The sequence below is a fragment of the Glutamicibacter sp. AOP38-B1-38 genome (assembly GCF_052377485.1).
In the GTDB taxonomy this organism is placed as follows: domain Bacteria; phylum Actinomycetota; class Actinomycetes; order Actinomycetales; family Micrococcaceae; genus Glutamicibacter.
Genome location: NZ_JBQSWU010000006.1, coordinates 31,855 through 56,471, shown reverse-complemented (window position 1 = coordinate 56,471; position 24,617 = coordinate 31,855). Strand labels below are relative to the sequence as shown.

The following is a 24,617-nucleotide window of genomic DNA, read 5'->3' as shown; positions in this document are numbered from 1 at the left end:
GCAACTTCGCTAGAAGTTCAATCCGCGTGCGGCCACGTCCCAGCGTTCGATTACCTCGCCGGCGCGGACCACGGTGACCTGGTCCACCAGGTTCACCGCCACGCATACATGGTTCGGGATCACGCGGAGTTGCTCCCCGTGTGCCGGAAGCGGCTGGCCCTCGGGCCAGAGCACCGTCGCATGGTGTTCGGACACCGCACTGATCCGCGCGTCCGGATTTTCAAGGATTCGGCCAAACCCGCTGGCCCAGGCGGGGCGGTCACCGCCCAGGATCTTGCTGCCCGCGTCCAGGACGATCCGCCGCGGGATGAGTTCGTCCCCTTCATGCCGGCTGACCACCGTGGAGGCTACGCTCAAGGCGATCTCTTCCCAGCGGCAGCGTCCCAGCTCGAACTGCTGCGCGTCGCCAAATACGTACACCCCGGGGCGGACCTCGGTCAGCAGCGAGTTGTCCGCAAGCTCTGCCGTGGGAGTGGAGCCACCGCTGATTCGTTTGAGTTCGAAGCCGTCTTCGCGGAGCAAGCCGGCCGCTTCGGCGAGCGCTTGCTGTTCTTCCGCGGCGACCGCTTGCGGCCGACCCGGTGCATAACTATGACCGGGGAAGGTGAAAATGCCGATGACGTTCAGCCCTGCCTCGCGGGCGGCGCGGGCGACTTCCAATGCGCCTCGGGGAGGCACACCGCTGCGGTGGTGACCGCTGTCGATCTCGATCATCAATCCTAATTTGTCGGCCTTGTCTCCCAGTTGCCGGGCAAGCTGCTCGACGGCTGCCACGGAGTCTGTGCCCAAGGAGAGCCTGACATAGCGCAGCAATTTGCGAATGCGTGCCGCTTGGACCTCGGAAACCCATAAGGGGAATGCGACGAAGAGATCCGCCACCCCGTGCAGCGCGAAGGTCAGGGCCTCCCCGATGGTTGCGACCGTCAGTCCCACTGCTCCGGAATCGAGCTGGCGGGCGGCGATCTCATGCATCTTGTGCGTTTTCGCGTGCGGCCGCAAGGCAAGTCCCTTGCCTGCAACGTTCTGCGCCACACGGTCGATGTTCCGCTCGAGGATCTCAACGTCGACCAGGATTTGCGGGGTTAATAAACCTTGCGGGATGGTGTTCACCAATGCCAGCTTTCCTCTTCGTGCTCGGGCGATCTGATTCGTACGTTACCCGAGAAAAATGCCCGGCTCGTCGTTGACACCCAGAGAATCCCAGCCACCTGGCGTGGGATCGGCCGACCTGGCCTATCTGTTGGCCGGCAGTCCCGATCCGCGAAGCTTCAGCGACAGCTCATGCGCGTGGTGCAGCAGTAATTGGCCCAGCGATTCTTGCCGGGCCACCTCGAAGCGCGATTCGATTCCCGTCAGGCTCAACGCCCAGGCCGGCTGGCCCGAGGCGTCGAAGACCGCGGCGCCGATCCCCCAGCTGCCTTCGACGATGAGCCCCGGATTGACCGAGTACCCCAGGGTGCGGGTCTCTTCAACTTTTTGACGCAGCTGCTCGGTGGAATGCGCTGGTCCGTATTCGGCCACGAGGTTGTTGCTAGCCAGATAGCGTTCGACGATCTCTTCGGGAAGAAAGGCGAGAATCGCGATGCCTGCCGAGGCGACCCCGAGCGGGAAGCGCCGGCCTTCGTAGAGGACAAAGGAACGGATTGGGAATGCTCCGTCTTGGCGCAGCAGGCAGACCGTTTCATCTCCGCGCCGGGCTGAGAGAAAAGCGCTCTCCCCGGATTCTTCGGCCAGCGCGGTCACGTGTTCCCTGGCAAGCTCGCTGATGTCGTAGCGTTCGGCCGCTACCGCACCCATCAGATAGAGCTCGGGGCCCAGCAGCCAGCGCCCCGCCCGGTGGTCTTGATCGCAGAAGCCCTCTGCTACCAGCGCCGTGAGCAGCCGGTGCACCGTCGGCCGCGCGAGCCCGGTAAGCCGCGCGACCTGCGTGGTCGTGATTCCTTCCGGCATGGAGGTGCTGACCGCACGCAATACCGCGGCCAAGCGTCCGACGACCTGTGCACCGGCAGGAGATTTGCTCATGACCATATTATGAACGAAGGCAGTCCATAATATGAGGAACATGACGTTTTCAATAAGCGGCCCAACGCAATGGTGCGGATGCGCTTTGGGTGGCGCGGCAACCACTCTTCGAAATGTCCATAATGTGAACGAATGGGCGGTTGTTCTTCACCTATCGAGCAATATCGGATTCTTTTCTCTTAGCTATTGAGCTATCGACTTGGAGTTACTACCTTCGAAGGTAGGGAACACTCAAATCCATAATATGGACGGATGGAGTCAGAAGATGTCAACAAAGTATCGCGAGGACGCCGCCCAGGCACTTGCCGCAGTGGTCAAGGACGGAATGACCATTGCCGTTGGCGGTTTTGGGCTCAGTGGAATACCCAACCGCCTGATCACCGCGCTGCGCGACTCGGGCGCCCGCAACCTGACCATCGTGTCCAACAATATGGGCGTGGACGGCAAAGGACTGGGCATACTGCTGGAGAACAAGCAGGTCTCCAAGGTGCTTGCTTCCTATGTGGGGGAAAATAAGCTCTTCGCTCAACAGTTCCTCGATGGGGATCTCGAGGTTGAATTTGTCCCCCAGGGAACCTTGGCCGAACGCTTGCGCGCAGGGGGCGTCGGGATCCCCGCATTCTTCACTCCAACCGGCGTTGGCACCCCCGTGGCCGAAGGTAAAGAAGTCATGGAATTCGACGGCAAGCAGGCCATCTTGGAACGCGGCATCGTCGCCGACATCGCGTTGGTCCGCGCCTACGAGGCGGACCGCGAAGGCAATCTGCGCTACCGCATGACCTCGAAGAACTTCAACCCGCTTGCCGCCATGTCCGGCCGACATACCTTCGCCGAGGCCGAGCACATCCTTGCGGACTACCTCGATCCGTCTTTGGTGGAAACGCCGGGTATTTTCGTGAAGACGCTCGTCGATGCCGACGACGTCAAGGACATCGAACAGCGCACCGTCCGCCCGAAGCAGGAGGCCTAAGCATGTGGAATAGAGATCAGATGGCGGCACTGGCCGCCAGCGAACTGACCGACGGCCAATACGCAAACCTTGGGATCGGCATTCCCACCCTGGTGGCGAACAACCTACCGGCGGGTGTCTCGGTCAAGCTGCAAAGCGAGAATGGCCTGCTGGGCATGGGCCCCTTCCCCTTCGAAGGCGAAGAGGACGCGGACCTGATCAACGCCGGCAAGCAGACGGTGACGATTCTTCCCGGCGGAAGCTTCTTCGATTCGGCCATGTCCTTCGGCATGATCCGCGGCGGCCACGTGCAAACGGCGATCCTCGGTGCCCTGCAGGTTGCCGCCAACGGCGACCTGGCCAACTGGACCATCCCGGGCAAGCTGGTCAAGGGCATGGGCGGCGCCATGGATCTGGTCGCAGGCACCCCCCGGGTCATCGTGCTGACCGATCACGTGGCCAAGGACGGCAGCTCGAAGATCGTGGAAAAGTGCGACCTGCCACTGACCGGGGTCGGCGTGGTGGATCGAATCATCACGGACCGCGCCGTCTTCGACATAGTTAATGCAAAACTGGTGCTACGCCAGGTGGCCCCGGGCGAAACTCCGGAAAGCATCAAGGACATCACCGCAGCAAAATTCATCGTCGAACTCCAGGAGGACCTCAGAGCATGAGCGTCAAAATTGTAGGCTACGCACGCACCCCGTTTATGCGCTTCAACGGCGCGCTGGCAAGCATCCCCGCAACCGAGCTGGGCGCCCACGCGGCCAAGGCTGCACTGGAACGCGCCGGAGTTGCACCTAGCGAGGTCCAGCGCGTGATCGCCGGACAGGTATTGCAGGCTGGCGCCGGGCAGAACCCGGCACGGCAGACCGCGGTCGGCGCCGGGGTGGGGCTGGACGTTCCGGCCATCACGCTGAACGCGGTATGCCTTTCGGGCGCCGAAGCCGTGGTGGCCGGCGAACGGCTGATCGCCAGCGGCGAGGTTGACGTGGTGCTGGCCGTCGGCCAGGAATCGATGTCCTTGGCACCCCATGTGCAGCGCGCCCGCGCGGGCACCAAGTACGGTGCCATTGAAATGCTCGACACCCTGGATTATGACGGTTTGACCGATGCGCATGAGAAGCGTTCCATGGGCATCTCCACCGAGGAACACAACACCACGCTGAAGCTGGGCCGCCGGCCGCAGGACGAGGTCGCCGCGGCCTCGCACCAGCGCGCCGCAGCCTCCGGGGAATTCTTTGCCGGGGAAATCGCCCCCTTCACGGTGAGCAGCCGAAAGGGCGATACCGTATTTGCTGCCGACGACGGGATCCGCCCGCAAACTACCGTCGATTCCCTGTCGGGCCTTCGTCCTGCCTTCGCCAAGGACGGCACCGTGACCGCCGGCAACTCCTCGCAGATTACCGACGGCGCCGCCGCGATCGTGCTGGCAAGCGATGCCGCCGTGGAACGTCTGGGGTTGAAGCCACTGGCCGAAATCCTCTCCCACGCGTTCGTCGCCGGCCCGGACCGCACCCTGCACGACCAGCCGTCCAACGCGATCAATACCGCGTTGGACAAGGCAGGAGCCAAGGCCGCGGATTTGCAGGTCGTGGAAATCAATGAGGCTTTCGCCGCCGTTTCGGTGCAGTCGACGGCCACGCTGGGCCTTGATGCCAAGATTGTGAACCCGCACGGCGGCGCAATCGCGCTGGGCCACCCGATCGGGGCCTCCGGCGCTCGCATCATCGGTACGCTGGCTCGCCAGCTGCAGGAACTTGGCTCCGGTTCGCTCGGGGCAGTCGGCATCTGCGGCGGCGGCGGTCAGGGCACTTCGGTGCTCCTGCGTTCGCTCTAGCTCGGCGGCAGTTGCCAGCCGAAAAATGAAATCCACGTTGACTTGAGGTCAACGTGGATTTCTCTTTTCAGTACGGAGTCAGTGCCACAGTGGCTCACGGGCCACATAATTGGTCAGCAGCTCGGCCTCTACCCGGATGACCGCTCCGTTCGCAACCCTCTCCTGGCCCGGGCCGTGCAACTCGGTGAGCACCGAGCGAATCAGCGAACCGTGGCTGACCACAACTACTCGCTGCCCCGGGTGCTGCACGGAGATCTTGAACAGCACGTTGATCGCGCGTTCCACCAGGTGCTCTTCGCTCTCCCCCAGGTCCATCAGGCGGTGGATATTTTCCTCGCTCAACCCGGCCACGATGGTGCCCTCGGCGTCGCCGTAATCCCGTTCCATCAGCTCCGAGAACTCTTGCACACGGGGCACGGCGAGCAGATCGGCGATGAGCTGCGCAGACTGGCGAGCGCGGAAAAGCGGGGAAGAAACTACCGCGTCCCATGCCCCGGTCGCTGCCAGTTCCATGCCCGCTTGCTGGGCCTGGCGGCGCCCGGTTTCGTTCATGGGCAGGTCGCTGCGGCCTTGCAGGCGCCCGGCGCGATTCCATTCGGTTTCTCCGTGCCGCACGAAGACGATTTCTGTTGCGTTCATGATGATGTCTCTCTCGAATGTGCCGGAATTCTGGCACGTGTTGCGTTAGTCGTTTTACTTGCGATTTGGTTCTTGTTCTTGCGTGTACCGTGCCGGACCGGGATGGGACTGTTCCGGATCGACTGCGCATCAACTTGCAGCAAGGAAAACCATGAGCTTTCCGGTCCGCTCAAGATCTCCTGTGGTGCGTAGGCGTTGGTGTTATAGGAGGTTGCCGGGGCCATGAAAACGTTTGTACCCTTCAGTTGCCCGACACCGGCTTGGTGGAAGTGGCCGCACAGGATTCCGCGCACATCGCTGCCGCTCAGTATCAGGGCGAGGTCTTCGGGATTTGCCAGTCCGCGTCCGGATAGCTCCGCGGCCATTGCTTCCACCGGCGGGTGGTGCATCAGGATCAGCGAACCGCGTGGGGCCGGCTGGGTGAGCAGAGAGGATAGCCAGCGAAGTTGCGGCGCATCGAGCCATCCGCGAGCCTCGCGATAGCCTCCGCTATCCAGACCGATGATGCGCAGTCCGTCGATCTCATGCACGGTATTTGCGATATGGGGTCCGGTGGACAGGCGGAAGGTATTAAATGCTTCATTGACCGACTCTTGGGGGTCGTGATTGCCCGGCACGGCAATGATGGGGCAGCCCAGTTCATTTTCGAACTTCGCAAATAGCTTCGCGGCTCGTTCATGGACCGGTGCCCCACGGTCTGCGATATCCCCGGTCACCACCACAACGTCCGGAGTGAAGTGCTTGGCCGCGTGGAGCGCGGCGCGCAAGCGAGCCCACGCGTCGATGGTGCCGTGCAGGAGCTTGCCTTCGGTACACAGGTGGGCGTCGCTCAGATGAACTACGTTCAGCGTTTTCATCAGCTTGCCACCAGGCTGCGCAGCTCACGGGGTGCCGCATGCTTGGCCAGCGATTGCAGCCGTCGAAGTTCTGCCCCGGTGAACCCCTTGCTGAGCAGGTAGCCGGTGATCGAACCGTAGCTATCGGTCAACCAATCGAGGGTGTCGCTCAGGGTCGCTCGGTCACGTTGCCATTGCGTGTCTGCAGTTCGAAAAGACTCTGGAGCGAAATCGGCCACGATCTGGGCCCGGTCCATGCCGAGGGCCGCCGACAACAGAGCGATCACCAACCCGGTACGCTCTTCGCCGGTTCGGCATTGCACCACGGTGCTTCCGCCGGTGGCATTGGCAATCGCACGAAGGGCCGCCACTAGCCGCGCACCCCGGCCGTCCAGGAGGATTCGTTGCACCTCGCCGAGGGTCCTGTCCACCGGCAGCTGACCGGAATACAGCGAGATCGCTCGGTAGCGCAGCCCCGCCAGCACCGGAATGGACTCTGGCTGGATTTCCTGAGATTCGCGCAGATCGATGAGCGTGCCCACGTCTAAACCTTGGAATTGTTCCATAGCACGCGGGCCAAAGCTGCTCAGGGCGCCGGCCCGATAGAGCCGGTTCGGCCCGATTCCCGGAACCGGGCGTAGGCTCATTAGTTCGGCAGTCTTTACGTGAGTTGCAGACATCGTTCTCCCCTATCCTCGATTCCTGATCCGGAGCTTTCCCACCATTGCACCGCACACTGTTGGCCGACAGGTGAACAACGAACCACAACGTCATGAATCCGGCCGAAAAGCCGTGAAAAGTACGCTTTTCTCGGAGGCTTCGCCGGTTTTCCGGTCAATCTCATAGGCCGCAGAGCTGATGTGAACAGCGAGTAGGCAACAAAACGACTAACCTTGAGTGCAAGAGTATTAATTTTCCAAGGAGCTAAACTCATGACCGGCAGCAAAGTCGTAGCCTTTGGCCACTTCCAGCCAGAGCGCATCGTGCCCAACACCGAGTTGGAGAAGCTGGTCGAAACCAGTGACGAATGGATCACCCGCCGCGTTGGCATCCAGGAGCGCCGTTGGGGCACCGGGGTCGAGACCGTCGATTCCATGGCCATCAAGGCCGCAAAAATGGCATTGGACAATGCCGAGGATATCGATGCCACGGACATTGACCTGATCATCGTGGCCACCTGCACCGCCGAGGACCGTTCGCCGAATATGGCCGCCCGCGTGGCGCAGGCGCTGGACATGGAGCAGGGCCCGGCAACGATGGACGTCAACGCTGCCTGCTCCGGCTTTGCCCACGCGGTAGGCCTGGCCCAGGGTTCCATCGCCGCCGGCAGCTCGACCAAGGCGCTGGTGATCGGCGCGGAAATGCTGACCGACTACACCGACTTCACCGACCGCACCACCTGCGTGCTGACCGCCGATGGCGCGGGCGCTTTCATTATCACCGCCTCGGAAACCGCTGAGATTTCCCCGGTGGTTTGGGGCTCGGTTCCTTCGCTTTCCGACGCGGTGCGCATCGAAGCTGAGAACGACATGAAGTTCGCGCAGAATGGCCAGAGCGTTTACCGCTGGACCGTCACGCAGCTTCCAAAGATCGCCTCGAAGATCATCGAGCGCGCAGATATGAAGCCCGAAGAGCTGGATGCAATCGTCTTGCACCAGGCGAACCTGCGCATTATCGAACCGCTGGCCGAGAAGATCGGTGCACCGAACGCCCGGGTTGCCACCGATGTGGTCTACTCCGGCAACACCTCCGCCGCCTCGGTGCCGCTGGCCCTCTCCAAGCTGATGGCCTCGGATGATCCGCTGCCTTCGGGCTCCAAGGCCCTGCTCTTCGCCTTCGGCGGCGGCCTGTCCTACGCCGGGCAGATCATCACGATCCCGTAGTAGCAACGAATCCCCAAAGGGGAGGACCGAGCGTACGCTCGGTCCTCCCCTTTTTTTGATTAAACTTTCCGCTCAATATCCCGCGAGGCAATCCGGATGATTACTGCTTTCCCGATTCGGCCAATCAAAACGCCACGGGTATCGACGGAACTGGCGAAATAGACCGAGAAAAACCTTGCCTTAATGCGTTAGTCGACGCTAACGTATTAACCATGCAGGATTTACTGGAAGTTGCCGCGGAGCCTAACCGCAGGCGGCTGCTTCAATTGCTGGGTTCAGGTGAATGCACGGTGTCGCAACTGGCAGAACACTTCACCGTCTCTCGCTCCGCGATATCCCAGCACCTGCTGCTGCTTTGCGAGGTCGGGCTTCTGGACGCCCGCAAGCAAGGCCGCAGCCGCTACTATTCGCTCAACACCACGGGGGTCTTGCGGCTAAAAGCCCTGCTCGATTCATTCTGGAACAACGAGCTAGACCTCCTCGTTGCCGAGGCCAAGCAACTCGCCGCAGAGCTGCCCGCCCCGTCAGCAACCCCGAGAGATGGAGAATCATCATGAGCTACGAGAGAACCGTCATCCTTCCAGTCGACGCCGACGCGGCCTTCGCGCTGGTCACCGAACCCGAACGCCTGCGCCGCTGGCAAACCGTCGCCTGCCGCGTTGACCTCACCGTTGGCGGCGGATTCCGCTTCACCATGGGTCCGGGCCACCAGGCGTCGGGCACATTCACCGAAATCGAACCGGGCCGCCGCCTCGTCTTCACCTGGGGCTGGGAAGGCTCGGACGCCGTGCCGCCGGGCGACTCCACCGTCTTCATCACGTTGGAACCGCTCGCCCAAGGCACCGCGGTCACCTTGCGGCACGAGGGGCTGAACGCCGAGCAGTCCGCCGGCCATGCCGAGGGCTGGAACCACTTCCTGGACCGGCTGGCGCGCTTCGCCGAAACCGGGCAGGCCGTGGCCGATGAATGGAACGCCACCCCGGAACCGGAGAACGCGATCCAATCCGCCGAAGCCGCACTCACGGCACTGCAGCTCGCGCTGTACCACCTCACCGCCGAGGATGCCACGCGCCCTACACCCTGCGAGGATTTCAATGTTTCGGAGCTACTTGACCACCTGGCCGGCAATCTCGCGGGCATCGGATCGGCCCTTGGCGCCCAGCTATCCGACGCTCCCGAGCTGGCGCCGGAACCGCGCATCGCGAATCTCGCCCAAGCGGCCCTCGAAGCCCTCAACGTGCGCGGCTTGGCCGGAGAGATCGACCTCGGTTTTGCGGTTTTGCCCGCTCCGGTGGTCGCCGGAATTCTGAACCTGGAACTGCTGGTGCACGGCTGGGACCTGGCCCAAGCCACCGGCCAGGACTATGCGGTGGATCCGGGGTTGGCCGACTACGTGCTGGGAATTGCCCAAGGAACCGTCGGCGCAGCGCAACGCGAATCCGGCTCCTTCGGGCCGCAAACGGTGGTTGCCGAATCGGCCGGCAGCCTCGATCGACTGGTCGCCTTCACCGGCCGAGTTCCGAGCGGCGCGTAGGGGCCACGCAGCATGGTCGACGTCACCACCAGCATCGTCATCCACCGCCCGCTTCGGGCGGTGGCCGACTACGCAGTGGATCCGCTTAATGCCCCGGCCTGGTACCGGAACATCCGCTCGGTGCGCCGGTTGACGGACGGGGAATTCTCGATCGGAGCGCGCGCCGCCTTCGAGGCCCGCTTCCTAGGCCGGGAGCTGTCCTACGTCTACGAGGTGATCGAGCTGGTGCCTGAGAAGCTGCTCGTGATGTCCACCGCGCAGGGCCCGTTTCCTATGCGCACCAGCTACCGCTTCGAAACCGTCGATGCCCACAGCACCCGCGTGCGCCTGCGCAACGATGGCCAGCCGGCGGGTTTCGGGCGGATCTTCGCTCCGCTCATGGCACCGCTGATGCGCCGCGCGAACGCCGCGGACCTGCGGGCCTTGAAGCAGATCCTGGAATCCACGGAACGCTGAATCAGGCTGCCGGAAGAGTGGGCAGCGCCCCACTCTCCCGGTGTCCGCACGCCGTTGACTAGTCCGATCGCAAGCCCTGCCGAATCAACTTGACGTAGGGTGCATCACACCCGCACACTGGTACTCATGAACCTGTCAGACAGCTGGACAGCCGGACAGCAACCGATCGCCCGGACCAGCGCCTCCGAAGCAGTCTTCAACACCCTGCGCGCAGCCATCGAGGCCCAGGAGATCCCGCTCGGCGCAAAGCTCGGCTCCGAAGCGAGTCTGGCCTCGACCTACGGGGTCAGCCGCTCGGTGGTCCGCGAAGCCCTGCGTTCCTGCGCCGCGCTCGGATTGACCCGCACCGAAACCGGCCGCGGCACCTTCGTCATCTCCCACCGGCCCACCCGGGATCTGGTGCTCGGCACCTTCTCCTCGGCGGACCTCTATGAGGCACGCCCGCATATCGAGATCCCCGCCGCCGAATTGGCCGCCGCCCGGCGCACCTCCGAGGACCTGGAGCGGCTGAACGGACTCATCGAGGAGATGGAAGCCGAAGACGGCGCCGAAGCCTGGGTGGAACTCGATGCCGCCTTCCATGCGGCGATCGCCCGCGCCAGCGGCAACTCCGTCTTCGACCGCGTCGTGGGCGACATCCGCGAGGCCATGGCCCGCCAATCCGAAACGGTCAACCTCGTCACCGGACGCCGCTCCCCCTCGAATTCCGAGCACCGCAAGATCGTCGCCGCCATCTGCTCGTCCGACGCCGAAGCCGCCGGCCAGGCGATGGCCGAACACCTGAGCGCCGTGCAACAAGCAGTTTCAACTATCGTCAGGAGTTCCAAGTGACCCCCTCAGCCGCCGCATCCGCGGGATTGGCGCAGTGCGCCGGTGCAGAGCTTCCACAACATGTGCCGCTGGTCTCCGCCAGCCGTGGCGAAATGCTCGAATCGATCCACTACGGTTCGGCGGTGCTGCTCGATCCGCAGGGTGAGGTCATCACCGCGCTGGGAGATCAGCAGGCGCGCTTCTACCCGCGTTCGGCGCTGAAGCCGCTCTTTGCCGTGGCCATTTTGCGCTCCGGCCTGGAACTGAGCCAGGAGCAGATCGCGCTGGCTGCCGCCAGCCATTCCGGTGCGCCGCGCCATCAGGAGGTTGCCCATTCGACGCTGCGCGATGCAGGGCTGGAGCTCGCGGAGCTGGGGAACTCCACAGACCTGCCCTACGGTGTGGCCGAACGGGCCAGCTGGCTTGCCGACGGCGGCAGCGCCACCCAACTGGCGCAGAACTGCTCGGGAAAGCATGCGGCGCTGCTGGCCATGTGCAAGCACAACGGCTGGGCGACCGAAAACTATTTGGCTGCCTCCCACCCGCTGGCGGCGGCGCTGCGCGAGATCGTTGAGGAACTCACCGAAGAGCGCATCACCACGATCAGCACCGACGGCTGCGGCACCCAGGTCTACCCCATGACCCTCGCCGCGCTGGCTCGCGGCTTCGCCAAATTGGCCAAGGCCGCGCCGGACACCGCTGAGGGCCGCGTAGCTGCTTCCATGCGCGCCTATCCAGAACTGGTCGCCGGCGAAGGGCGCGACGTCACCGAGCTCATGCGCGCGGTGCCCGGTGCCGTGGCCAAGGATGGCTTCGAAGGAATCCAGGCCGTCGGCCTGCCCGACGGTTCCTCGCTGGCGGTCAAGATCTCCGACGGCTCAGACCGGGCACGCATGCCGATCACCGTCAAGCTGCTGGCCAGCCATCTTGGAGACCAGACGCCCACGGCGCTGGAAGATTTGGCTTCTTCCCCCGCCCTGGGCGGCGGAGAGCCTGTCGGCGAACTGACAGCACTCTAACCCGACGATTTTCAATTTCTATCCAACACCCATGGTGCATTTAGTGCGCCTAAAATCAGGAGTGAGCACTCATGTCTGAAACCATTCAGGCTCCCGTCACACGCAGCGAACACGATCTGATCGGCGACCGCGACATCCCGGTCGACGCCTACTGGGGCGTGCATACCCTGCGCGCCAAGGAAAACTTCGATATCACCGGCACCAGCCTCACCGGCAACCCGCATCTGATTGCCGCGCTGGCCCGCGTGAAGCAGGCGGCCGCCCGGGCAAACCACGAGCTGGGCCTGCTCGACGCCGAGCGCGCCGGGGCCATCGACCAGGCTTGCGAAAAGATCGCCGCCGGCGCCCTGCACGAACAGTTCATCATCGACCCCATCCAGGGCGGCGCGGGCACCAGCACCAATATGAACGCCAACGAGGTCATTGCAAACCTCGCCCTGGAAATCATGGGCCATGCAAAGGGCGAGTACTCCTACCTGCACCCCAATGACCATGTGAACCTCTCGCAGTCCACCAACGACGCGTACCCGACCGCGGTGAACATCGCCACGCACTTCGCCACCCAGCCGCTGCTTGAAGCCATGCTGGTGCTGGAGAATTCCTGCCTGGCCAAGGCCGGCGAATTCCGCAGCGTGGTGAAGATGGGCCGCACCCAGTTGCAAGATGCGGTGCCGATGACCGTCGGCCAAGAATTTGGCGGGTGGGCCGTCACCTTGCGCGAAGACCGCGATCGGCTGGCCGAATCGCTGTCGCTGGTCACCGAGATCAACCTCGGGGCCACCGCGATCGGCACCGGCTTGAACGCACCGGCAGGTTACGCCGAATCGGCGCGCGGCCACCTGGCCGCTTTGACCGGCCTGCCGTTGACCACCAGTCCCGATCTGATCGAGGCCACCAGCGACGTGGGAGCCTTCGTGCACCTCTCCGGAGTGCTCAAGCGTGTGGCGCTGAAGATCTCGAAGATCTGCAACGATTTGCGCCTGCTCTCTTCCGGACCACGTGCCGGACTCAACGACCTGCAGCTGCCGGCCGTGCAGTCCGGGTCCTCGATCATGCCCGGAAAGGTCAACCCGGTAATCCCGGAGGTCGTCAACCAGATCGCCTACCAGGTGGTCGGCCACGATATGACGGTGACTATGGCGGCCGAGGGCGGCCAGCTCCAGCTGAACGCCTTCGAACCGGTGATCGCGCACTCCATTGGGCTATCGCTCAAGCATCTGACCAACGGTTGCCTCACCCTGGCCACCCGCTGCATCGATGGAATCACCGTCGATGAGGACGCGTTGCGCCGCGAGGTGGAGAACTCCATCGGCCTGGTCACCGCGTTGAACCCGCGGCTGGGCTACGCCCAGTCCACCTCGATCGCGCTGGAAGCGTTGCATTCCGGACGCGGCGTGGCCGAGCTGGTGCTCGAACGCGGCCTGCTCTCGGCCGCAGACCTGAACGAACTGCTCAAGCCAGAGCGCCTGGCAAATCTCTCCGACTAACACGCAAGGATTCCGATGGAGCATTCCACCACCCACGCCACCGCGGCGCACGTGCCCGAGGCGGGCCTCACCGCCGGTGACGACGACTACCACAAGGGACTTTCTTCCCGCCAGATGCAGATGATCGCCATTGGCGGCGCCATCGGCACCGGCCTGTTCATGGGCGCCGGCGGGCGCCTGGCGGCTGCCGGTCCGGGCATCGTCGTGAGCTACGCGGTCTGCGGCTTCTTCGCATTCCTGATCCTGCGCGCACTGGGCGAACTGGTCATGCACCGCCCGACCTCGGGTTCGTTTGTTTCCTATGCCCGCGAGTTCTACGGCGAGAAGGCAGCCTTCGCCACCGGCTGGCTGTACTGGCTGAACTGGGTCATGACCTCAATTGTGGATATCACCGCGGTGGCCCTGTACATGGCGTTCTTCGGCAAATACGTTTCCTGGATTGGCGCGGTTCCGCAGTGGGTCTGGGCGTTGGCGGCCCTTGCCCTGGTGCTCGGCATGAACCTGGTTTCGGTCAAGGCCTTCGGCGAGATGGAATTCTGGTTCGCCTTGATCAAGGTCGTCGCGCTGGTGGGCTTCCTCATTGTTGGCTGCTACTTCGTCATCTTCGGCACCCCGATCGACGGCCACGAGGTGGGCTTCTCGATTCTCAGCGACAACGGCGGGCTGCTGCCCAACGGCTTGCTGCCGGTGCTGGTGCTCATGCAGGGTGTGGTCTTCTCCTACGCGTCGATCGAGCTGATCGGCACCGCGGCCGGCGAGGCAAAGGATCCCGAGAAGGTCATGCCGAAGGCGGTGAACACGGTGATCATCCGCATCGCAGTGTTCTACGTCGGCTCGCTGGTATTGCTTTCCTTGCTGCTTCCCTACTCCGCCTACAAGGCCGGCGAATCCCCGTTCGTGACGTTCTTCGGCTCCATCGGCATTCAGGGCATGGATGTGGTGATGAACCTGGTGGTGCTCACCGCCGCGCTGTCTTCGTTGAATGCCGGCTTGTACTCCACCGGGCGCATCATGCGCTCCATGTCCTTGAACGGTTCGGCCCCGCGTTTCGCCGGACGCATGAACAAGTCCGGTGTGCCTTATGGCGGCATCTTGATCACCGCGGCCGTCGCGGTATTCGGCGTGGTCCTCAATGCCTTTGTTCCGGCAAAAGCATTTGAAATCGTCTTGAACTTCGCCGCCGTGGGAATCTTGGCCTCCTGGGGCATGATCGTGTTGTGCCAGATGGCGTTGGTCAAGGCCGCACGCCGCGGCAGCCTTGAACGTCCGAGCTTCAGGATGCCGCTGGCTCCCATCTCCGGATGGGTAACGCTGGTCTTCCTCGCCGCGGTGCTGGTCATGATGGCCTTCGATAATCCGGTGGGCACCTGGACCATCGCCTCGTTGGCGATCATCGTTCCGCTGCTGATTCTCGGCTGGTACGCCAGCCGGAAGCGGATCAACGAGCTGGCAAGCGCACGCCTGGCTGCAGAGCGCGCAAGCAATGACGACTCGGGAAATGAGAAGGCCCTGGTCTAATCACCCGGCAATGGTGTTGAGTTCCAGCGGGCTCCACACCATTGGTGCTTAACCTGCCGCATGGCGCACGGTGAGCAGGATGTTTTCGATGGTTCGGTACTCGTCGCTGGCCAGGAAGTTGTCCACGCCCTCACGAGTGGGATCGTCGCCGATCCCTTGATCCTCCATATATTCCTCTTCCACCCAGAGCATCGGCGCCTGGCTGTCGCCGATTTTGAAATAGTCCAGATCGGGTTGTTCGGTGCGCTCTTTCAGGACCTGGTCATCGACGAGCGCCAAGGAGAAACCGGTTTCCTTTTCGCCGTCTTCCTGGCTGGTGCCCGTCCAAAACTCGGCGATTAGACTCGTTGGAGTTTCCAGTGCGGGTATCGGAACTTCTTTGAGCAGTTCGCGTTCATAGAGGTTCATGTCGCCGTCCGGAGAGGTCGCGGTATTCGGGAGCAGGGTCATCACGTGTGCGCCGCTGCGATTCTTGATCTCCCATTTGTCGTACTCGATGCATTCGCCATCGCAATCTTCTTCGACGTACCACTCCGCGGGCAGCTGGAAACCGATGCCCATAATCTCTTGAGTTTGAGATAGGTCGGTTTCTCCAGTTCGACTCGAATTATCGGATTCGTCCGCGCTCGGGCTCTGCGCGGCGCCGGGGCTTGGCGCGGGCGCTGCTTCCGAGACGTCCGGGACTTGGGTGTTCTCGCTCGGTGCCGGTTCTGGGCTTGGATCATTCGTCGAGCACGAAGCCAACGCGAGCGCGGAGAGTGCCGTTAGCGACAGCAGTCGCAGCGATAGTTGTAGTTGTTTCACCCTTTGCTCCTTAGCAGTCCCTGCGGATCGGCGTGCCGGCCGGCACGCCGCGGTAAGCGGGTGCGGGGCCCTTCGCTCCCACGATCCCCTATCCGGCACGCCATTCCAATATCAAAAGCATTAAGTCTTGGACGCAACTCGCGTGATGCGACGCGGCTTCTGTTTCGAGCGCATCTGTGCATTGCACTAGTGCCTGAGCGGCAATAGTGGAATGATGTGTCCTATGGCACATGCAAAGCAACCATTTCATAATCTTGATGGCTACATTTCCCTCTCCCGGCTCGGCGGGCTGGCGCTCTCACCGGATGGCACCCGGCTAGTCACCTCGGTGAGCACGCTTGCCGAGGACGCAACAAAATACAGCTCTGCCCTCTGGGAGATCGACCCCAGCGGGCACGAACCGGCCCGCCGGCTGACCTTTGGCGAAAACGGCGAATCGCAGCCGAACTTCACCGCCACCGGCGATCTGCTCTTCCTGTCCAAGCGCTCCTCCAAGGATGACGCCAAGCCCGAAGCTTGGCTGCTGCCCAAGGCGGGAGGCGAGGCGCGGTCGATCCTGTCGCATCCGGCAGGCATCGAATCGGTCACCACATTCGCCCGGAACCAGAAGGACCTTTTGGTGCGCGCCGCCGGGCTGCCGCGCGCAAAGGACCTGGAACACGAGGAAAAAATCCTCGGCGAACGCAAAGAGAAGAAGATCTCCGCCATCCTGCACACCAGTTATCCGGTGCGATATTGGGATGCGGATCTTGGACCGCAAACACCACATTTCTATGCCACCCGGCTGCCGGAAAGCTCAAGCGCCGATGCTTGCACGCTCAAGGACCTAACTCCCGGCATCGGTGCGAATCAGACAGAAGCTGAGTTCACTGCCGCGGATAGCGGCGAGTTCCTGATTACCGAGTGGATGGTACCGGAAGGCCGCGGCTCGGTGGCTACAGGATTGATGCGCATCGATCTGCATTCCGGCGAACAGGAGATGCTCCTGTCTCCGGACCAGGACTACGAGTACACGGTAGGCAAGATCAGCCCGGACTCGACCAAACTGATCTACTGCCGTTGGACCCGATCCACACCCGAGACCGCGCCGGTGATGAGCCTTTGGCTTATGGAACTGGCCAGCGGAGAAACCCACGAAATCGCAGTGGGTTGGGACCGCTGGGCGGAAGACATCATCTGGTTCCCTAACGGCCACTCGCTGCTGATCGTCGCCGACGAGCACGGGCATAGCCCGATCTTCCACCTGTCGCTGGACCGGGACAAGATCACTCGCCTGACCGATGCCGGAGCATACGCCAACGTACTGATCAGCCCGGATTCGCGGACCGCCTACGCTTTGCGCTCAAGCTACGAATATCCTGCGGAACCGGTGGCGGTGGAACTTACCCACCTCTCGGATCTGGAAGAGAACGAATACGCGCGGGTATCCGAGCTGCGTTCCCCCGCAGCGCGGCCCGAGCTTCCGGGCACGCTCACCGAAGTCACGGCCACCGCCGAGGACGGAACCCCGGTGCGTGCCTGGTTGGCGCTTCCCGAAACTGCCGGTCCGAAGTCCAAGGCACCGTTGCTGCTGTGGGTCCACGGCGGCCCGCTGGGTTCATGGAATGCCTGGAGCTGGCGTTGGAATCCATGGCTGGCGGTCGCTCAAGGGTACGCGGTGCTCTTGCCCGACCCTTCGCTGTCTACCGGCTACGGCCAGGAGTTCATCCAGCGTGGTTGGGGGCGTTGGGGTTTCGAGCCTTATACGGATTTAATGGCCATCACCGATGCCGCCGAGTCCCGCCCGGATATTGACGAGACCCGGACCGCGGCCATGGGTGGCTCGTTCGGTGGCTACATGGCCAACTGGATCGCCGGGCACACCGATAGGTTCAAGGCAATCGTGACTCATGCGAGCCTGTGGGCGCTGGAAGGTTTCGGCAAGACCACCGATGCCTCGTTCTATTGGACACGTGAGATGAGCAAGGAAATGATCCAGGTCAATTCCCCGCATAACTCGGTGGCGAATATTGTGACGCCCATGCTGGTGATTCATGGCGACAAGGATTATCGCGTACCCATTGGGGAGGGCTTGCGCTTGTGGTACGAGCTATTGGCCGAGTCCGGGCTTCCGCAGGAGGCGGACGGAACCACCGTCCATCAGTTCCTGTACTTCCCGGATGAAAACCACTGGGTTCTCACTCCGCAACACGCCAAGATCTGGTACCAGGTGATCTTCGAGTTCTTGTCACGGAATGTTCTGGGCAATGAGCCTAGCCCGTTGCCTGAGGTGCTCGGCTAGCCGATACTGCTAGCTCAGGCGGCGGTCGTGCCTCTCTGAAAGTTTTGGGAGCTTGGCCGCCGCTCCCGCTTCTGGCTCCTGCGGTGCCCGCCCGCCAGGGATGACGCGATCACAGGTAGCTCCCATCATCTTCAGCTCATATCCCAAGGTGTGCAGGACCAGGGCTCCTCCGCCAACGGCAGCTGCTTGTGCAAGTATTGCTGCATGGAGCTCCCAAATGTAGAAGAGAAGTCCGCCGCTGCGGCCTACGACGCCATTGCCGATGGCTACACTGCCGAAAACGATTCAAGCCTGCTCAACGAGTATTACAATCGTCCTGCAATCCGCGCACTGCTTGGCGAGGTCAAAGGACATCGCGTGCTGGACGCCGGGTGCGGATCCGGCCCAAATATTGCCGACCTGCTTGGACTCGGCGCTACCGTCATCGGCATCGACGGCAGCGCCGCAATGCTCGACATTGCCCGCGATCGGCTCGGCCCCGGGGTGGACCTGCGAGTCGCCGATCTAGCTGCACCGCTGCCCTTCGAAGACAATACCTTTGATGATGTGCTCTGTTCGCTCTCGCTGCACTATCTCGAAGACTGGCAGGACACCCTGGCCCAGATGAAACGTGTGCTTAAACCGGGCGGTCGCCTGATCCTCTCGGTCGAGCACCCGTTCGCGACCTGGCTCGGCCAGCGTGAGGCCGGAGTGAAGACAAATTACTTCGAAACCCGTTCAAGAACCGAGAATTGGCAGATGAACGGGCAAGAAACCGAACTGACCTTCTGGGACAGGTCCTTGTCGGCCATGCTGACATCCTTCCTAGCAGCAGGTTTTCGCCTGACGCACCTCGAAGAGCCTGCCCCCTCTCCAGAAGCCGTGGAGAAGTTCCCTGATTTTTTCAACGGCCGCCAAGACCCGCGGTTCCTCGCCTTCCTCTTTATTGTTCTGGAAGCCTAATACCCAAATTATCCGGGAAGGATGACCGAGGCCGGCTCATCTCCGCCAGCACCACGAGTCGCGGCCACCAGGGCCTTGGCGCGGCGGGCGACATCTGCATCGCGTTCACCCAGCATCGCCACCAAGCGTTCCAGGTGGGCCACCCGGTGAGCATATGACTGGTGCAAGCGTTCGGACATGGGAAGCTGCGAGAGTTCTTCCGCTTCGTGCCACGCCATCACCAGAGCGCGTTCGAAGAGCCGCTGCCCGGCTTCATCTGCGCGCCCTTGGCCGCCGGAACCGAGCACCGCCACCGCGTTGAGCTGTGCATCGTCCAAGCCGAGCATCAACGTTTCGAGCTGCTTCTTCGCCCGAGCCAAGGCCCCCGCACCGCGTCCGAATCGGCTGATGCGGCTCGTGGCACCGAGCAGGTACCGCACGACGAGCACCAGGTTGACGACGGTGAAGAAGAACATGAAGCTGAGCATCCAGAAGAGGCTCGACGAGGAGAACCCGGCTCGCTCATACCCGTTGCGTTCCAGCGCCTCGTTGTAGTCGTCCAGGGTTCCGGCGACCTCCATCTCCAAATACCTGGATTCACTGATCGACCCGTGTTCCCAGGCGTTCAAGCGACCCCAGGAATACTCGCCGCGTTGCACCTCGGAGCTGATGATTCCCGGAACGACGGTCCTTTCGGCGTCGGTGACTAGCACCGGGATGATCGCTTCCTCGGGGAGAAGCTCACCGGTTACCGGATCTACTTTGTCCTTGAATTCACCCTTCAAACGCCATTTCGCCTCCAGGATGCTGACGGGCCGAACATCGCGGAAGGTGCTCCCGGACTCCGGGGGACGGAATTCAAGATAGCTTTCGGCATCCCGTACCGCGAGGGTGAAGCTGCTGTCGCTTTCGAAGTCGGTGTCCATATAGCGCAAGACATCCTCTTCGACGAGCATCCCCGCTGGGTCATCTACCTCAAAGCTCACGCCTTGCCCGCTGCCATCGCTGGCCACTTCGGGCCTTGCGGTCAGCTTGGCCACCAGCAATCCGGCGGCAACCATGCTGCCCAGAAGCGTCAACACCGCGAGGGTGATCAGCAGCCCGCGACGGCGCGGAGCCGGTTCCTCGGTACCGGCGGTACCTCGCCTTCCCCGAGCCGAAGCAATCGCGGTGTCGGGCATGGCGCCGGCGTCGGGCGTTTGCCGGCCGCCGTCCGAGGCGAGGGTGTCTCCAAGCGTTGCTCGCACCAGGGCATTGGCCAAGCGCAGGTGGTGCAAGGCGCTAGATTTTTCTGGTGCTTCGAGGCCCAGGCTTTCACGCAGTTGGCGATGGTCTTGGGAAATCTGCGCCGCGGCGGGAATCCGGCCGTGCGGGTAACGGCGCAGCGAGGTAATCAGCGTGCGGGTGTGCCGGGCAAGCTGCTGTTCGGCTTCGCGCCACCGGGCGACCGCCTGCTTGCTGTCGGTGTCCCCCGTCGAGGCGTCCAAAAGCTCGCCAAGGTCAGTGCGCAACGCCTGGACATCTTGGCCCGAGATCATGCGCCCCGGCGCCTTGTCCAGACGAATCAGCAGTGCGGTCGCTGCCTCATAGATTGGCCGGCTGAGCTTATCGAAGGTACTTCCGGTCCCGGCGAGATTTGCGTGAACCGACCCGGCGCCCATCAGCGCATCGGCTAATTGGGTCAGCCTCCGGCTGGTGTTTTCAAATTCGGCGAGCTTTGCACCGGTGTCCTGGTTCAGTGCCTCGGCCTTGGTGAAAAGCGAGGTCAACAGCGGATCTTCGTTGCGCGCCGCCTGTAATGACAGGCTTTGCAAGTCGTGCCAGTTTTTGCTGAACCCTTCCGGACGCGAACTCTCGGCTGCGGCGGCATAGGTCGCTTCCAAGGCTTCGAGGTCCAGGACCACTCGGGCCAGCTTGCGCTGCGCGGCCACGAAACGGCGATACCTGGAACTCCACCGCGCGCGGTAGCGCAGCGCAAAGTACAGCAGCACCGCGGTGAGCATGGCGCATAGGCCAATCGCCCCGAACCAATACAGCGGATTTTGCACCGGAACATCGGAGAGCACAATCGCCGCACGTTCGGCCGCGGCAATCGCCGCTTGCGGTCCGTGGCCCAGACCGACATTGTCCCAAAAGGAATTGCTGATTTCGAAGCGCGCATCCCGGTACTCGTCGTCTCCGGAAACCAACTCGGATTTCAGCGCACTGCCGTTGAACCGCTCGTCAACGTCTTGGTTGCCGGTTTCAAGATTTTCCAACTGGGTGGAGAGCAGAACGTCGTAGCCCGGCAGTTCGCCGCGTAGCAGTTCATCCCCGCTGAGATACCTGTCGGTGACGGTGAGCGTCAGCGGTCTATGCGACTTGATGGGCTGTTTTTCAAGTGCCGCGTCCACCGTGGACTGGCTGATGTTCCAGTCGTTCGACCCCTCGACGACGATCGACACCTCGTGCAGTGGCTCCTCCGGGATCGAGGTGTACCCCCGCACGGCAACCAGCGTGGTGATGAGGGCCATGAGTATCGCACCAAGTGCCGCCCAGGACCGCGGCCGGCTTAATCGACGACCGCGCGAATCGAGCATTTGACGCCGGCTCATGAGTTCTCCTGTTGCTTCACGACGGCCAGCTCTTCAGCCCGTGCGTATGCACGGTCCAAGATGCTCAGCGGATCGGAGTAGACCTTCGCGGCCCGGTCACCGAGCATGCGCTCGCGCAATGAGTCGATGAGTTTCAAATTTGCGGCTCTAGCCTGTTGAACTGCTGTTGCATGTTCCCGCTGCAACTCGTGGTGTATGGTCCACAGCTCATCCAGTACCTGCGCAGTAGTTTGATTTCGCTGCTGGCTTCCGCCTGCCCATTGGCGCACCTCGTCCAGCCGGTTGGTGTGCTCGATGATCAATGCGCGCAATCGTGGCACACACGCCAGCTGCCCGACTGACGGTATGTTGAGGAATTGTGCGGTATCTTCGAGCCGTTCGCGGTGGGTGAGCACGATGGCGTTCCAGTCGTCCTTGTTCCGGAACTTCGAGCCAAGCAGGCTATTGAGCGCTTTGCTCCCCGCGACCAGCACTTCCTGATCGGCAAAGGTGCTTTCCATGGTTGCCAACCGATCGGCATCGAGCGGACCGCCGTCTTGGTATTGTTCGGCCAATTCGCGGGCGCGAGCATTAAGCGGTGGAATCGCGTTTTTAATTGCCGCGCTCGCCTGCGTGCTGGGTCCTTCCGGGTTGCCGGCAGCTGGGTGCGCGCCATGCTTGTCCAGCTGTAAGGCGCGCTGGCGGAGCAGCTCCACGAGCATGTCACCGCGTTTGCTGCGCGCCATGGCAGCCGCTGCACGATTCTTGCGATGCCGCGCGATCAAGGTTGCGAGCACCGCTCCAACCACGATCAGGCCTAGCACGCCGAATCCAATGATTTTTGCGGTGGTGCTGTCTTTGGGCGCCTTCAGCTCGGTGGCGCTGGCCCGTGCCACCTCGATGAGGCCTTGGGTGTAGTTCTGGGCGTCGAACTGCTGCTGGCCGGCTCCTTGGATGCGGTCTTCGGCTCCCGACCCGACGGCCGTGACGTTGCGGCCCGGTTCCACCGAAACCTCGGTTGGTGCTCCCGGGGCTTCGGGCAGCATGACCCCGACAACAATCCAGCCTTTTCCGACGTACCCCAGCTCCTGGCCGTTTTCCACCCAGTCATCGCTGAGCGCGTCGCTGTCACCGAAGAGCAGCATGCCTCGCACCAGCTGCGCGGCTCCCGTGAGGTTGTTTGGCTTCTGGTCGACTCCAACCAGAATCTTTGCATTTGAAAGATCCATGGATTGGCGTACCTGATCGAGAATTTCCTGCGTATCGACCGAGCCTTGAGCCGCGTCGCTGACCGCAAGGTAGAAGTTCTCTTGCTGCGCGGTGACACGCGGAATGAGGATTGGTTCTTCGTCTTCCGCCGGGGCGCTTGATTGCACGGTGGGGTAAACCGGTTCTGACCGGAGGTCTTGGGCCTGTGCTGGGAGCGGTAGCGCGAGAAGCGCCAACAGCGGCAGGAGCAGTGCTCCAAATCGGGGCAAGGAACGGACTGCAGCGAACGGTCGAGTCATAGTGCCCCGAGTATATCAATAAGAGTTTGAGTAACCGGGCGCGGAAAAACCCGCCCTGTGAGGTGCTCAGGCACTTCACCGGGCGGGTTGATTTCACCGCTTAGTCCAGCAGCATGGCCGGTTCTTGCATAATCGAGGCGACGTCGGCCATGAAGCGGGCCGACAGGTCGCCGTCAACCACGCGGTGGTCGAAGGAGCCACCGAGGGTGGTGATCCAGCGGGGCACCACCTCGCCGTCGACAACCCATGGCTTCTGGCGGATCGTGCCGAAGGCGACGATCGCTACCTCGCCCGGGTTGATGATCGGGGTTCCGGTATCAATGCCCAACGCACCGATATTGGTGATGCTCAACGTGCCGTCGCGCATTTCTTCCGGGCTGGTCTTGCCTGCTCGGGCCGTGGTGGCCAGCTCGTTGAGGGAGATCGCGAGCTCACGCATGTTCAGCTCATGGGCATTTTTGATATTCGGAACCAGCAGCCCACGCGGGGTGGCCGCGGCGATGCCGAGATTCATGAAGTGCTTCTGGTGGATCTCCGCACCATTCTCGGTCTCCACCCAGGAGGCGTTGACCGAGGGGTTGCGTGCGGCCGCCCAGATCACTGCGCGGGCCAGCACCAGCAACGGGGAAACCTTAATGCCTTCGAAGTCGCGGGACTTCTTCAGCCGCTGCACGTACTCCATGGTGCGGCTTGCGTCCACGTCCACGAAGATCGAAACGTGCGGGGCGCTGAAGGCGGAGTTCACCATGGCCTTTGCGGTGGCCTTGCGCACCCCGCGAACCTGCGTGCGTTCGATGAGCGCGCCGCCTTCGGCTCCGTGTCCCCAGTAGGTTGGTGCCGCGTCGCGCTCGGCTTCGCGCTGGCCCTGGTAGCTATTGACGTCTTCGCGGGTGACCTCACCCTGCACGCCGGTACCGACGATCTCGTTGATGTCCACGCCAAGATCCTTGGCAAGCCGACGCACCGGAGGCTTTGCAAGCACCCGGTCGACAAAGTTGGCCATGGCAGGCTTCCGGCGGTCGACCTCGCGGGCCACCGCCTGGCCCAGACCCTGGGCGCGACGCGAGATCGTATCTGCCAGGCCGGCGGCGCTGGCGCTCCCGCGAGGCGGGGTGGGCCGCGCTGCTGCGGCCGAAGGCGCCGGACGACTGGTGCGCTTGCGGCGTACCGCGGAGTCGGCTGCCGGGCCGGAGCCGACCAACGGGCCAGGCTCCTCGGAGGCCACCGGGGTTTCGGTGTTAGCGGCTTCCAAAGGTTCGGGGACACCGGTAGGTGGCACCGGGTCGCCTTCTTCGTTGATGGTGATCAGAGGCTGGTCCACCAATACGGTGTCGCCTTCGCCCGCGTGCAGTTCGGTGACTACCCCGGCAAAGGGGCAGGGAAGCTCGACCAGCGATTTGGCGGTTTCGATTTCCACGAAGATCTGGTTGACCTCGACGGTGTCTCCCACGGAGACCTTCCAGGAGGCGATATCGGCTTCGGTTAGCCCCTCGCCCACATCGGGAAGATTAAAGACAGTCATGTTTTTCTCCTTGGT

The 24,617-nt window shown here is 62.7% G+C and carries 22 protein-coding genes; 13 read left to right on the top strand and 9 right to left on the bottom strand.

All coding sequences use genetic code 11. The features are described 5' to 3' along the window. Window positions 1-9: 9 nt before the first annotated feature. The gene (locus ACT3TP_RS05060; protein WP_444619675.1) at window positions 10-1,110 is read right to left on the bottom strand and encodes an alanine racemase; all 1,101 of its coding nucleotides are present in this window, start codon (window positions 1,108-1,110) and stop codon (window positions 10-12) included. 123 nt (window positions 1,111-1,233) lie between these two features. After that, a complete protein-coding gene (locus ACT3TP_RS05055) occupies window positions 1,234-2,022 on the bottom strand; it encodes an IclR family transcriptional regulator (RefSeq protein WP_444619673.1) in 789 nt (262 codons plus the stop codon). A gap of 265 nt (window positions 2,023-2,287) precedes the next feature. On the opposite strand from ACT3TP_RS05055, the gene ACT3TP_RS05050 reads away from it, so the two are divergent. The 3 genes from ACT3TP_RS05050 to ACT3TP_RS05040 are packed head-to-tail and all read left to right on the top strand — an operon-like array spanning window position 2,288 to window position 4,811. After that, window positions 2,288-2,992 (top strand): CoA transferase subunit A, encoded by a 705-nt coding sequence (locus ACT3TP_RS05050; RefSeq protein WP_444619671.1) that lies wholly within the window; start codon window positions 2,288-2,290, stop codon window positions 2,990-2,992. A 2-nt stretch (window positions 2,993-2,994) separates the two neighbouring features. Next, a complete protein-coding gene (locus ACT3TP_RS05045; RefSeq protein ID WP_444619669.1) occupies window positions 2,995-3,645 on the top strand; it encodes a 3-oxoacid CoA-transferase subunit B in 651 nt (216 codons plus the stop codon). Next, on the top strand, window positions 3,642-4,811 hold the full coding sequence (locus ACT3TP_RS05040; protein WP_444619667.1) for an acetyl-CoA C-acyltransferase: 1,170 nt from the start codon (window positions 3,642-3,644) through the stop codon (window positions 4,809-4,811). Before ACT3TP_RS05045 ends, ACT3TP_RS05040 begins: the two co-directional genes overlap by 4 nt. Window positions 4,812-4,889: 78 nt before the next feature. On the opposite strand, the gene ACT3TP_RS05035 is transcribed toward ACT3TP_RS05040, so the two are convergent. From ACT3TP_RS05035 to ACT3TP_RS05025, 3 genes are read right to left on the bottom strand one after another with little or no spacing between them, the layout of a single operon-like run. Continuing rightward, window positions 4,890-5,450 carry a histidine phosphatase family protein gene (locus ACT3TP_RS05035; RefSeq protein ID WP_105649733.1) on the bottom strand — a complete coding sequence of 187 codons (561 nt, stop codon included), beginning with the start codon at window positions 5,448-5,450 and terminating at the stop codon, window positions 4,890-4,892. After that, complete coding sequence (locus tag ACT3TP_RS05030) at window positions 5,447-6,307, bottom strand: metallophosphoesterase family protein (protein WP_444619665.1); 861 nt, start codon at window positions 6,305-6,307, stop codon at window positions 5,447-5,449. The genes ACT3TP_RS05035 and ACT3TP_RS05030 overlap by 4 nt, the downstream gene beginning before the upstream one ends. Further along, window positions 6,307-6,933, bottom strand: coding sequence for a tyrosine-protein phosphatase (locus tag ACT3TP_RS05025; RefSeq protein WP_444619663.1), 627 nt, complete (start codon window positions 6,931-6,933; stop codon window positions 6,307-6,309). Before ACT3TP_RS05025 ends, ACT3TP_RS05030 begins: the two co-directional genes overlap by 1 nt. Before the next feature lie 285 nt (window positions 6,934-7,218). Here ACT3TP_RS05025 and ACT3TP_RS05020 point away from each other — a divergent pair, with 285 nt between their 5' ends. The 8 genes from ACT3TP_RS05020 (at window position 7,219) to ACT3TP_RS04985 (ending at window position 14,993) form a co-directional block, all read left to right on the top strand. After that, entirely contained in the window at window positions 7,219-8,169 is a 951-nt protein-coding gene (locus ACT3TP_RS05020; protein ID WP_105569592.1) for a beta-ketoacyl-ACP synthase III, read from the top strand. 212 nt (window positions 8,170-8,381) lie between these two features. Then, on the top strand, window positions 8,382-8,726 hold the full coding sequence (locus ACT3TP_RS05015) for an ArsR/SmtB family transcription factor (protein WP_105552800.1): 345 nt from the start codon (window positions 8,382-8,384) through the stop codon (window positions 8,724-8,726). Beyond that, window positions 8,723-9,703 (top strand): TIGR03086 family metal-binding protein, encoded by a 981-nt coding sequence (locus tag ACT3TP_RS05010; protein WP_444619660.1) that lies wholly within the window; start codon window positions 8,723-8,725, stop codon window positions 9,701-9,703. The genes ACT3TP_RS05015 and ACT3TP_RS05010 overlap by 4 nt, the downstream gene beginning before the upstream one ends. Before the next feature lie 12 nt (window positions 9,704-9,715). Further along, complete coding sequence (locus ACT3TP_RS05005) at window positions 9,716-10,159, top strand: SRPBCC family protein (RefSeq protein WP_105552798.1); 444 nt, start codon at window positions 9,716-9,718, stop codon at window positions 10,157-10,159. 126 nt (window positions 10,160-10,285) lie between these two features. Further along, the gene (locus ACT3TP_RS05000; RefSeq protein WP_444619658.1) at window positions 10,286-10,990 is read left to right on the top strand and encodes a FadR/GntR family transcriptional regulator; all 705 of its coding nucleotides are present in this window, start codon (window positions 10,286-10,288) and stop codon (window positions 10,988-10,990) included. Continuing rightward, the gene (locus ACT3TP_RS04995) at window positions 10,987-11,988 is read left to right on the top strand and encodes an asparaginase (RefSeq protein ID WP_444619656.1); all 1,002 of its coding nucleotides are present in this window, start codon (window positions 10,987-10,989) and stop codon (window positions 11,986-11,988) included. The genes ACT3TP_RS05000 and ACT3TP_RS04995 overlap by 4 nt, the downstream gene beginning before the upstream one ends. 71 nt (window positions 11,989-12,059) lie before the next feature. Continuing rightward, entirely contained in the window at window positions 12,060-13,475 is a 1,416-nt protein-coding gene (locus ACT3TP_RS04990; RefSeq protein ID WP_105552796.1) for an aspartate ammonia-lyase, read from the top strand. Window positions 13,476-13,490: 15 nt separating this feature from the next. Further along, complete coding sequence (locus tag ACT3TP_RS04985; RefSeq protein ID WP_444619653.1) at window positions 13,491-14,993, top strand: amino acid permease; 1,503 nt, start codon at window positions 13,491-13,493, stop codon at window positions 14,991-14,993. A 48-nt stretch (window positions 14,994-15,041) separates the two neighbouring features. On the opposite strand, the gene ACT3TP_RS04980 is transcribed toward ACT3TP_RS04985, so the two are convergent. Then, window positions 15,042-15,797, bottom strand: coding sequence for a hypothetical protein (locus ACT3TP_RS04980; RefSeq protein ID WP_444619651.1), 756 nt, complete (start codon window positions 15,795-15,797; stop codon window positions 15,042-15,044). 223 nt (window positions 15,798-16,020) lie between these two features. On the opposite strand from ACT3TP_RS04980, the gene ACT3TP_RS04975 reads away from it, so the two are divergent. Beyond that, complete coding sequence (locus tag ACT3TP_RS04975; protein WP_444619649.1) at window positions 16,021-18,078, top strand: prolyl oligopeptidase family serine peptidase; 2,058 nt, start codon at window positions 16,021-16,023, stop codon at window positions 18,076-18,078. Between the two features lie 204 nt (window positions 18,079-18,282). Continuing rightward, complete coding sequence (locus ACT3TP_RS04970) at window positions 18,283-19,020, top strand: class I SAM-dependent methyltransferase (RefSeq protein ID WP_444619647.1); 738 nt, start codon at window positions 18,283-18,285, stop codon at window positions 19,018-19,020. An 8-nt stretch (window positions 19,021-19,028) separates the two neighbouring features. On the opposite strand, the gene ACT3TP_RS04965 is transcribed toward ACT3TP_RS04970, so the two are convergent. The 3 genes from ACT3TP_RS04965 to ACT3TP_RS04955 form a co-directional block, all read right to left on the bottom strand. Beyond that, entirely contained in the window at window positions 19,029-21,593 is a 2,565-nt protein-coding gene (locus ACT3TP_RS04965) for a DUF5129 domain-containing protein (protein ID WP_444619645.1), read from the bottom strand. Beyond that, a complete protein-coding gene (locus tag ACT3TP_RS04960; protein WP_444619643.1) occupies window positions 21,590-23,080 on the bottom strand; it encodes a hypothetical protein in 1,491 nt (496 codons plus the stop codon). The genes ACT3TP_RS04965 and ACT3TP_RS04960 overlap by 4 nt, the downstream gene beginning before the upstream one ends. A 100-nt stretch (window positions 23,081-23,180) precedes the next feature. After that, a complete protein-coding gene (locus ACT3TP_RS04955) occupies window positions 23,181-24,602 on the bottom strand; it encodes a dihydrolipoamide acetyltransferase family protein (RefSeq protein WP_444619641.1) in 1,422 nt (473 codons plus the stop codon). Window positions 24,603-24,617: the final 15 nt, after the last annotated feature.

Coding starts and splice junctions, on each gene's coding strand:
- ACT3TP_RS05055 (WP_444619673.1), bottom strand. CDS start 2,022: ATGAGCAAATCTCCTGCCGGTGCACAGGTCGTCGGACGCTTGGCCGCG.
- ACT3TP_RS05050 (WP_444619671.1), top strand. CDS start 2,288: ATGTCAACAAAGTATCGCGAGGACGCCGCCCAGGCACTTGCCGCAGTG.
- ACT3TP_RS05045 (WP_444619669.1), top strand. CDS start 2,995: ATGTGGAATAGAGATCAGATGGCGGCACTGGCCGCCAGCGAACTGACC.
- ACT3TP_RS05040 (WP_444619667.1), top strand. CDS start 3,642: ATGAGCGTCAAAATTGTAGGCTACGCACGCACCCCGTTTATGCGCTTC.
- ACT3TP_RS05035 (WP_105649733.1), bottom strand. CDS start 5,450: ATGAACGCAACAGAAATCGTCTTCGTGCGGCACGGAGAAACCGAATGG.
- ACT3TP_RS05030 (WP_444619665.1), bottom strand. CDS start 6,307: ATGAAAACGCTGAACGTAGTTCATCTGAGCGACGCCCACCTGTGTACC.
- ACT3TP_RS05025 (WP_444619663.1), bottom strand. CDS start 6,933: ATGAGCCTACGCCCGGTTCCGGGAATCGGGCCGAACCGGCTCTATCGG.
- ACT3TP_RS05020 (WP_105569592.1), top strand. CDS start 7,219: ATGACCGGCAGCAAAGTCGTAGCCTTTGGCCACTTCCAGCCAGAGCGC.
- ACT3TP_RS05015 (WP_105552800.1), top strand. CDS start 8,382: ATGCAGGATTTACTGGAAGTTGCCGCGGAGCCTAACCGCAGGCGGCTG.
- ACT3TP_RS05010 (WP_444619660.1), top strand. CDS start 8,723: ATGAGCTACGAGAGAACCGTCATCCTTCCAGTCGACGCCGACGCGGCC.
- ACT3TP_RS05005 (WP_105552798.1), top strand. CDS start 9,716: ATGGTCGACGTCACCACCAGCATCGTCATCCACCGCCCGCTTCGGGCG.
- ACT3TP_RS05000 (WP_444619658.1), top strand. CDS start 10,286: ATGAACCTGTCAGACAGCTGGACAGCCGGACAGCAACCGATCGCCCGG.
- ACT3TP_RS04990 (WP_105552796.1), top strand. CDS start 12,060: ATGTCTGAAACCATTCAGGCTCCCGTCACACGCAGCGAACACGATCTG.
- ACT3TP_RS04985 (WP_444619653.1), top strand. CDS start 13,491: ATGGAGCATTCCACCACCCACGCCACCGCGGCGCACGTGCCCGAGGCG.
- ACT3TP_RS04975 (WP_444619649.1), top strand. CDS start 16,021: ATGGCACATGCAAAGCAACCATTTCATAATCTTGATGGCTACATTTCC.
- ACT3TP_RS04970 (WP_444619647.1), top strand. CDS start 18,283: ATGGAGCTCCCAAATGTAGAAGAGAAGTCCGCCGCTGCGGCCTACGAC.
- ACT3TP_RS04965 (WP_444619645.1), bottom strand. CDS start 21,593: ATGAGCCGGCGTCAAATGCTCGATTCGCGCGGTCGTCGATTAAGCCGG.
- ACT3TP_RS04960 (WP_444619643.1), bottom strand. CDS start 23,080: ATGACTCGACCGTTCGCTGCAGTCCGTTCCTTGCCCCGATTTGGAGCA.
- ACT3TP_RS04955 (WP_444619641.1), bottom strand. CDS start 24,602: ATGACTGTCTTTAATCTTCCCGATGTGGGCGAGGGGCTAACCGAAGCC.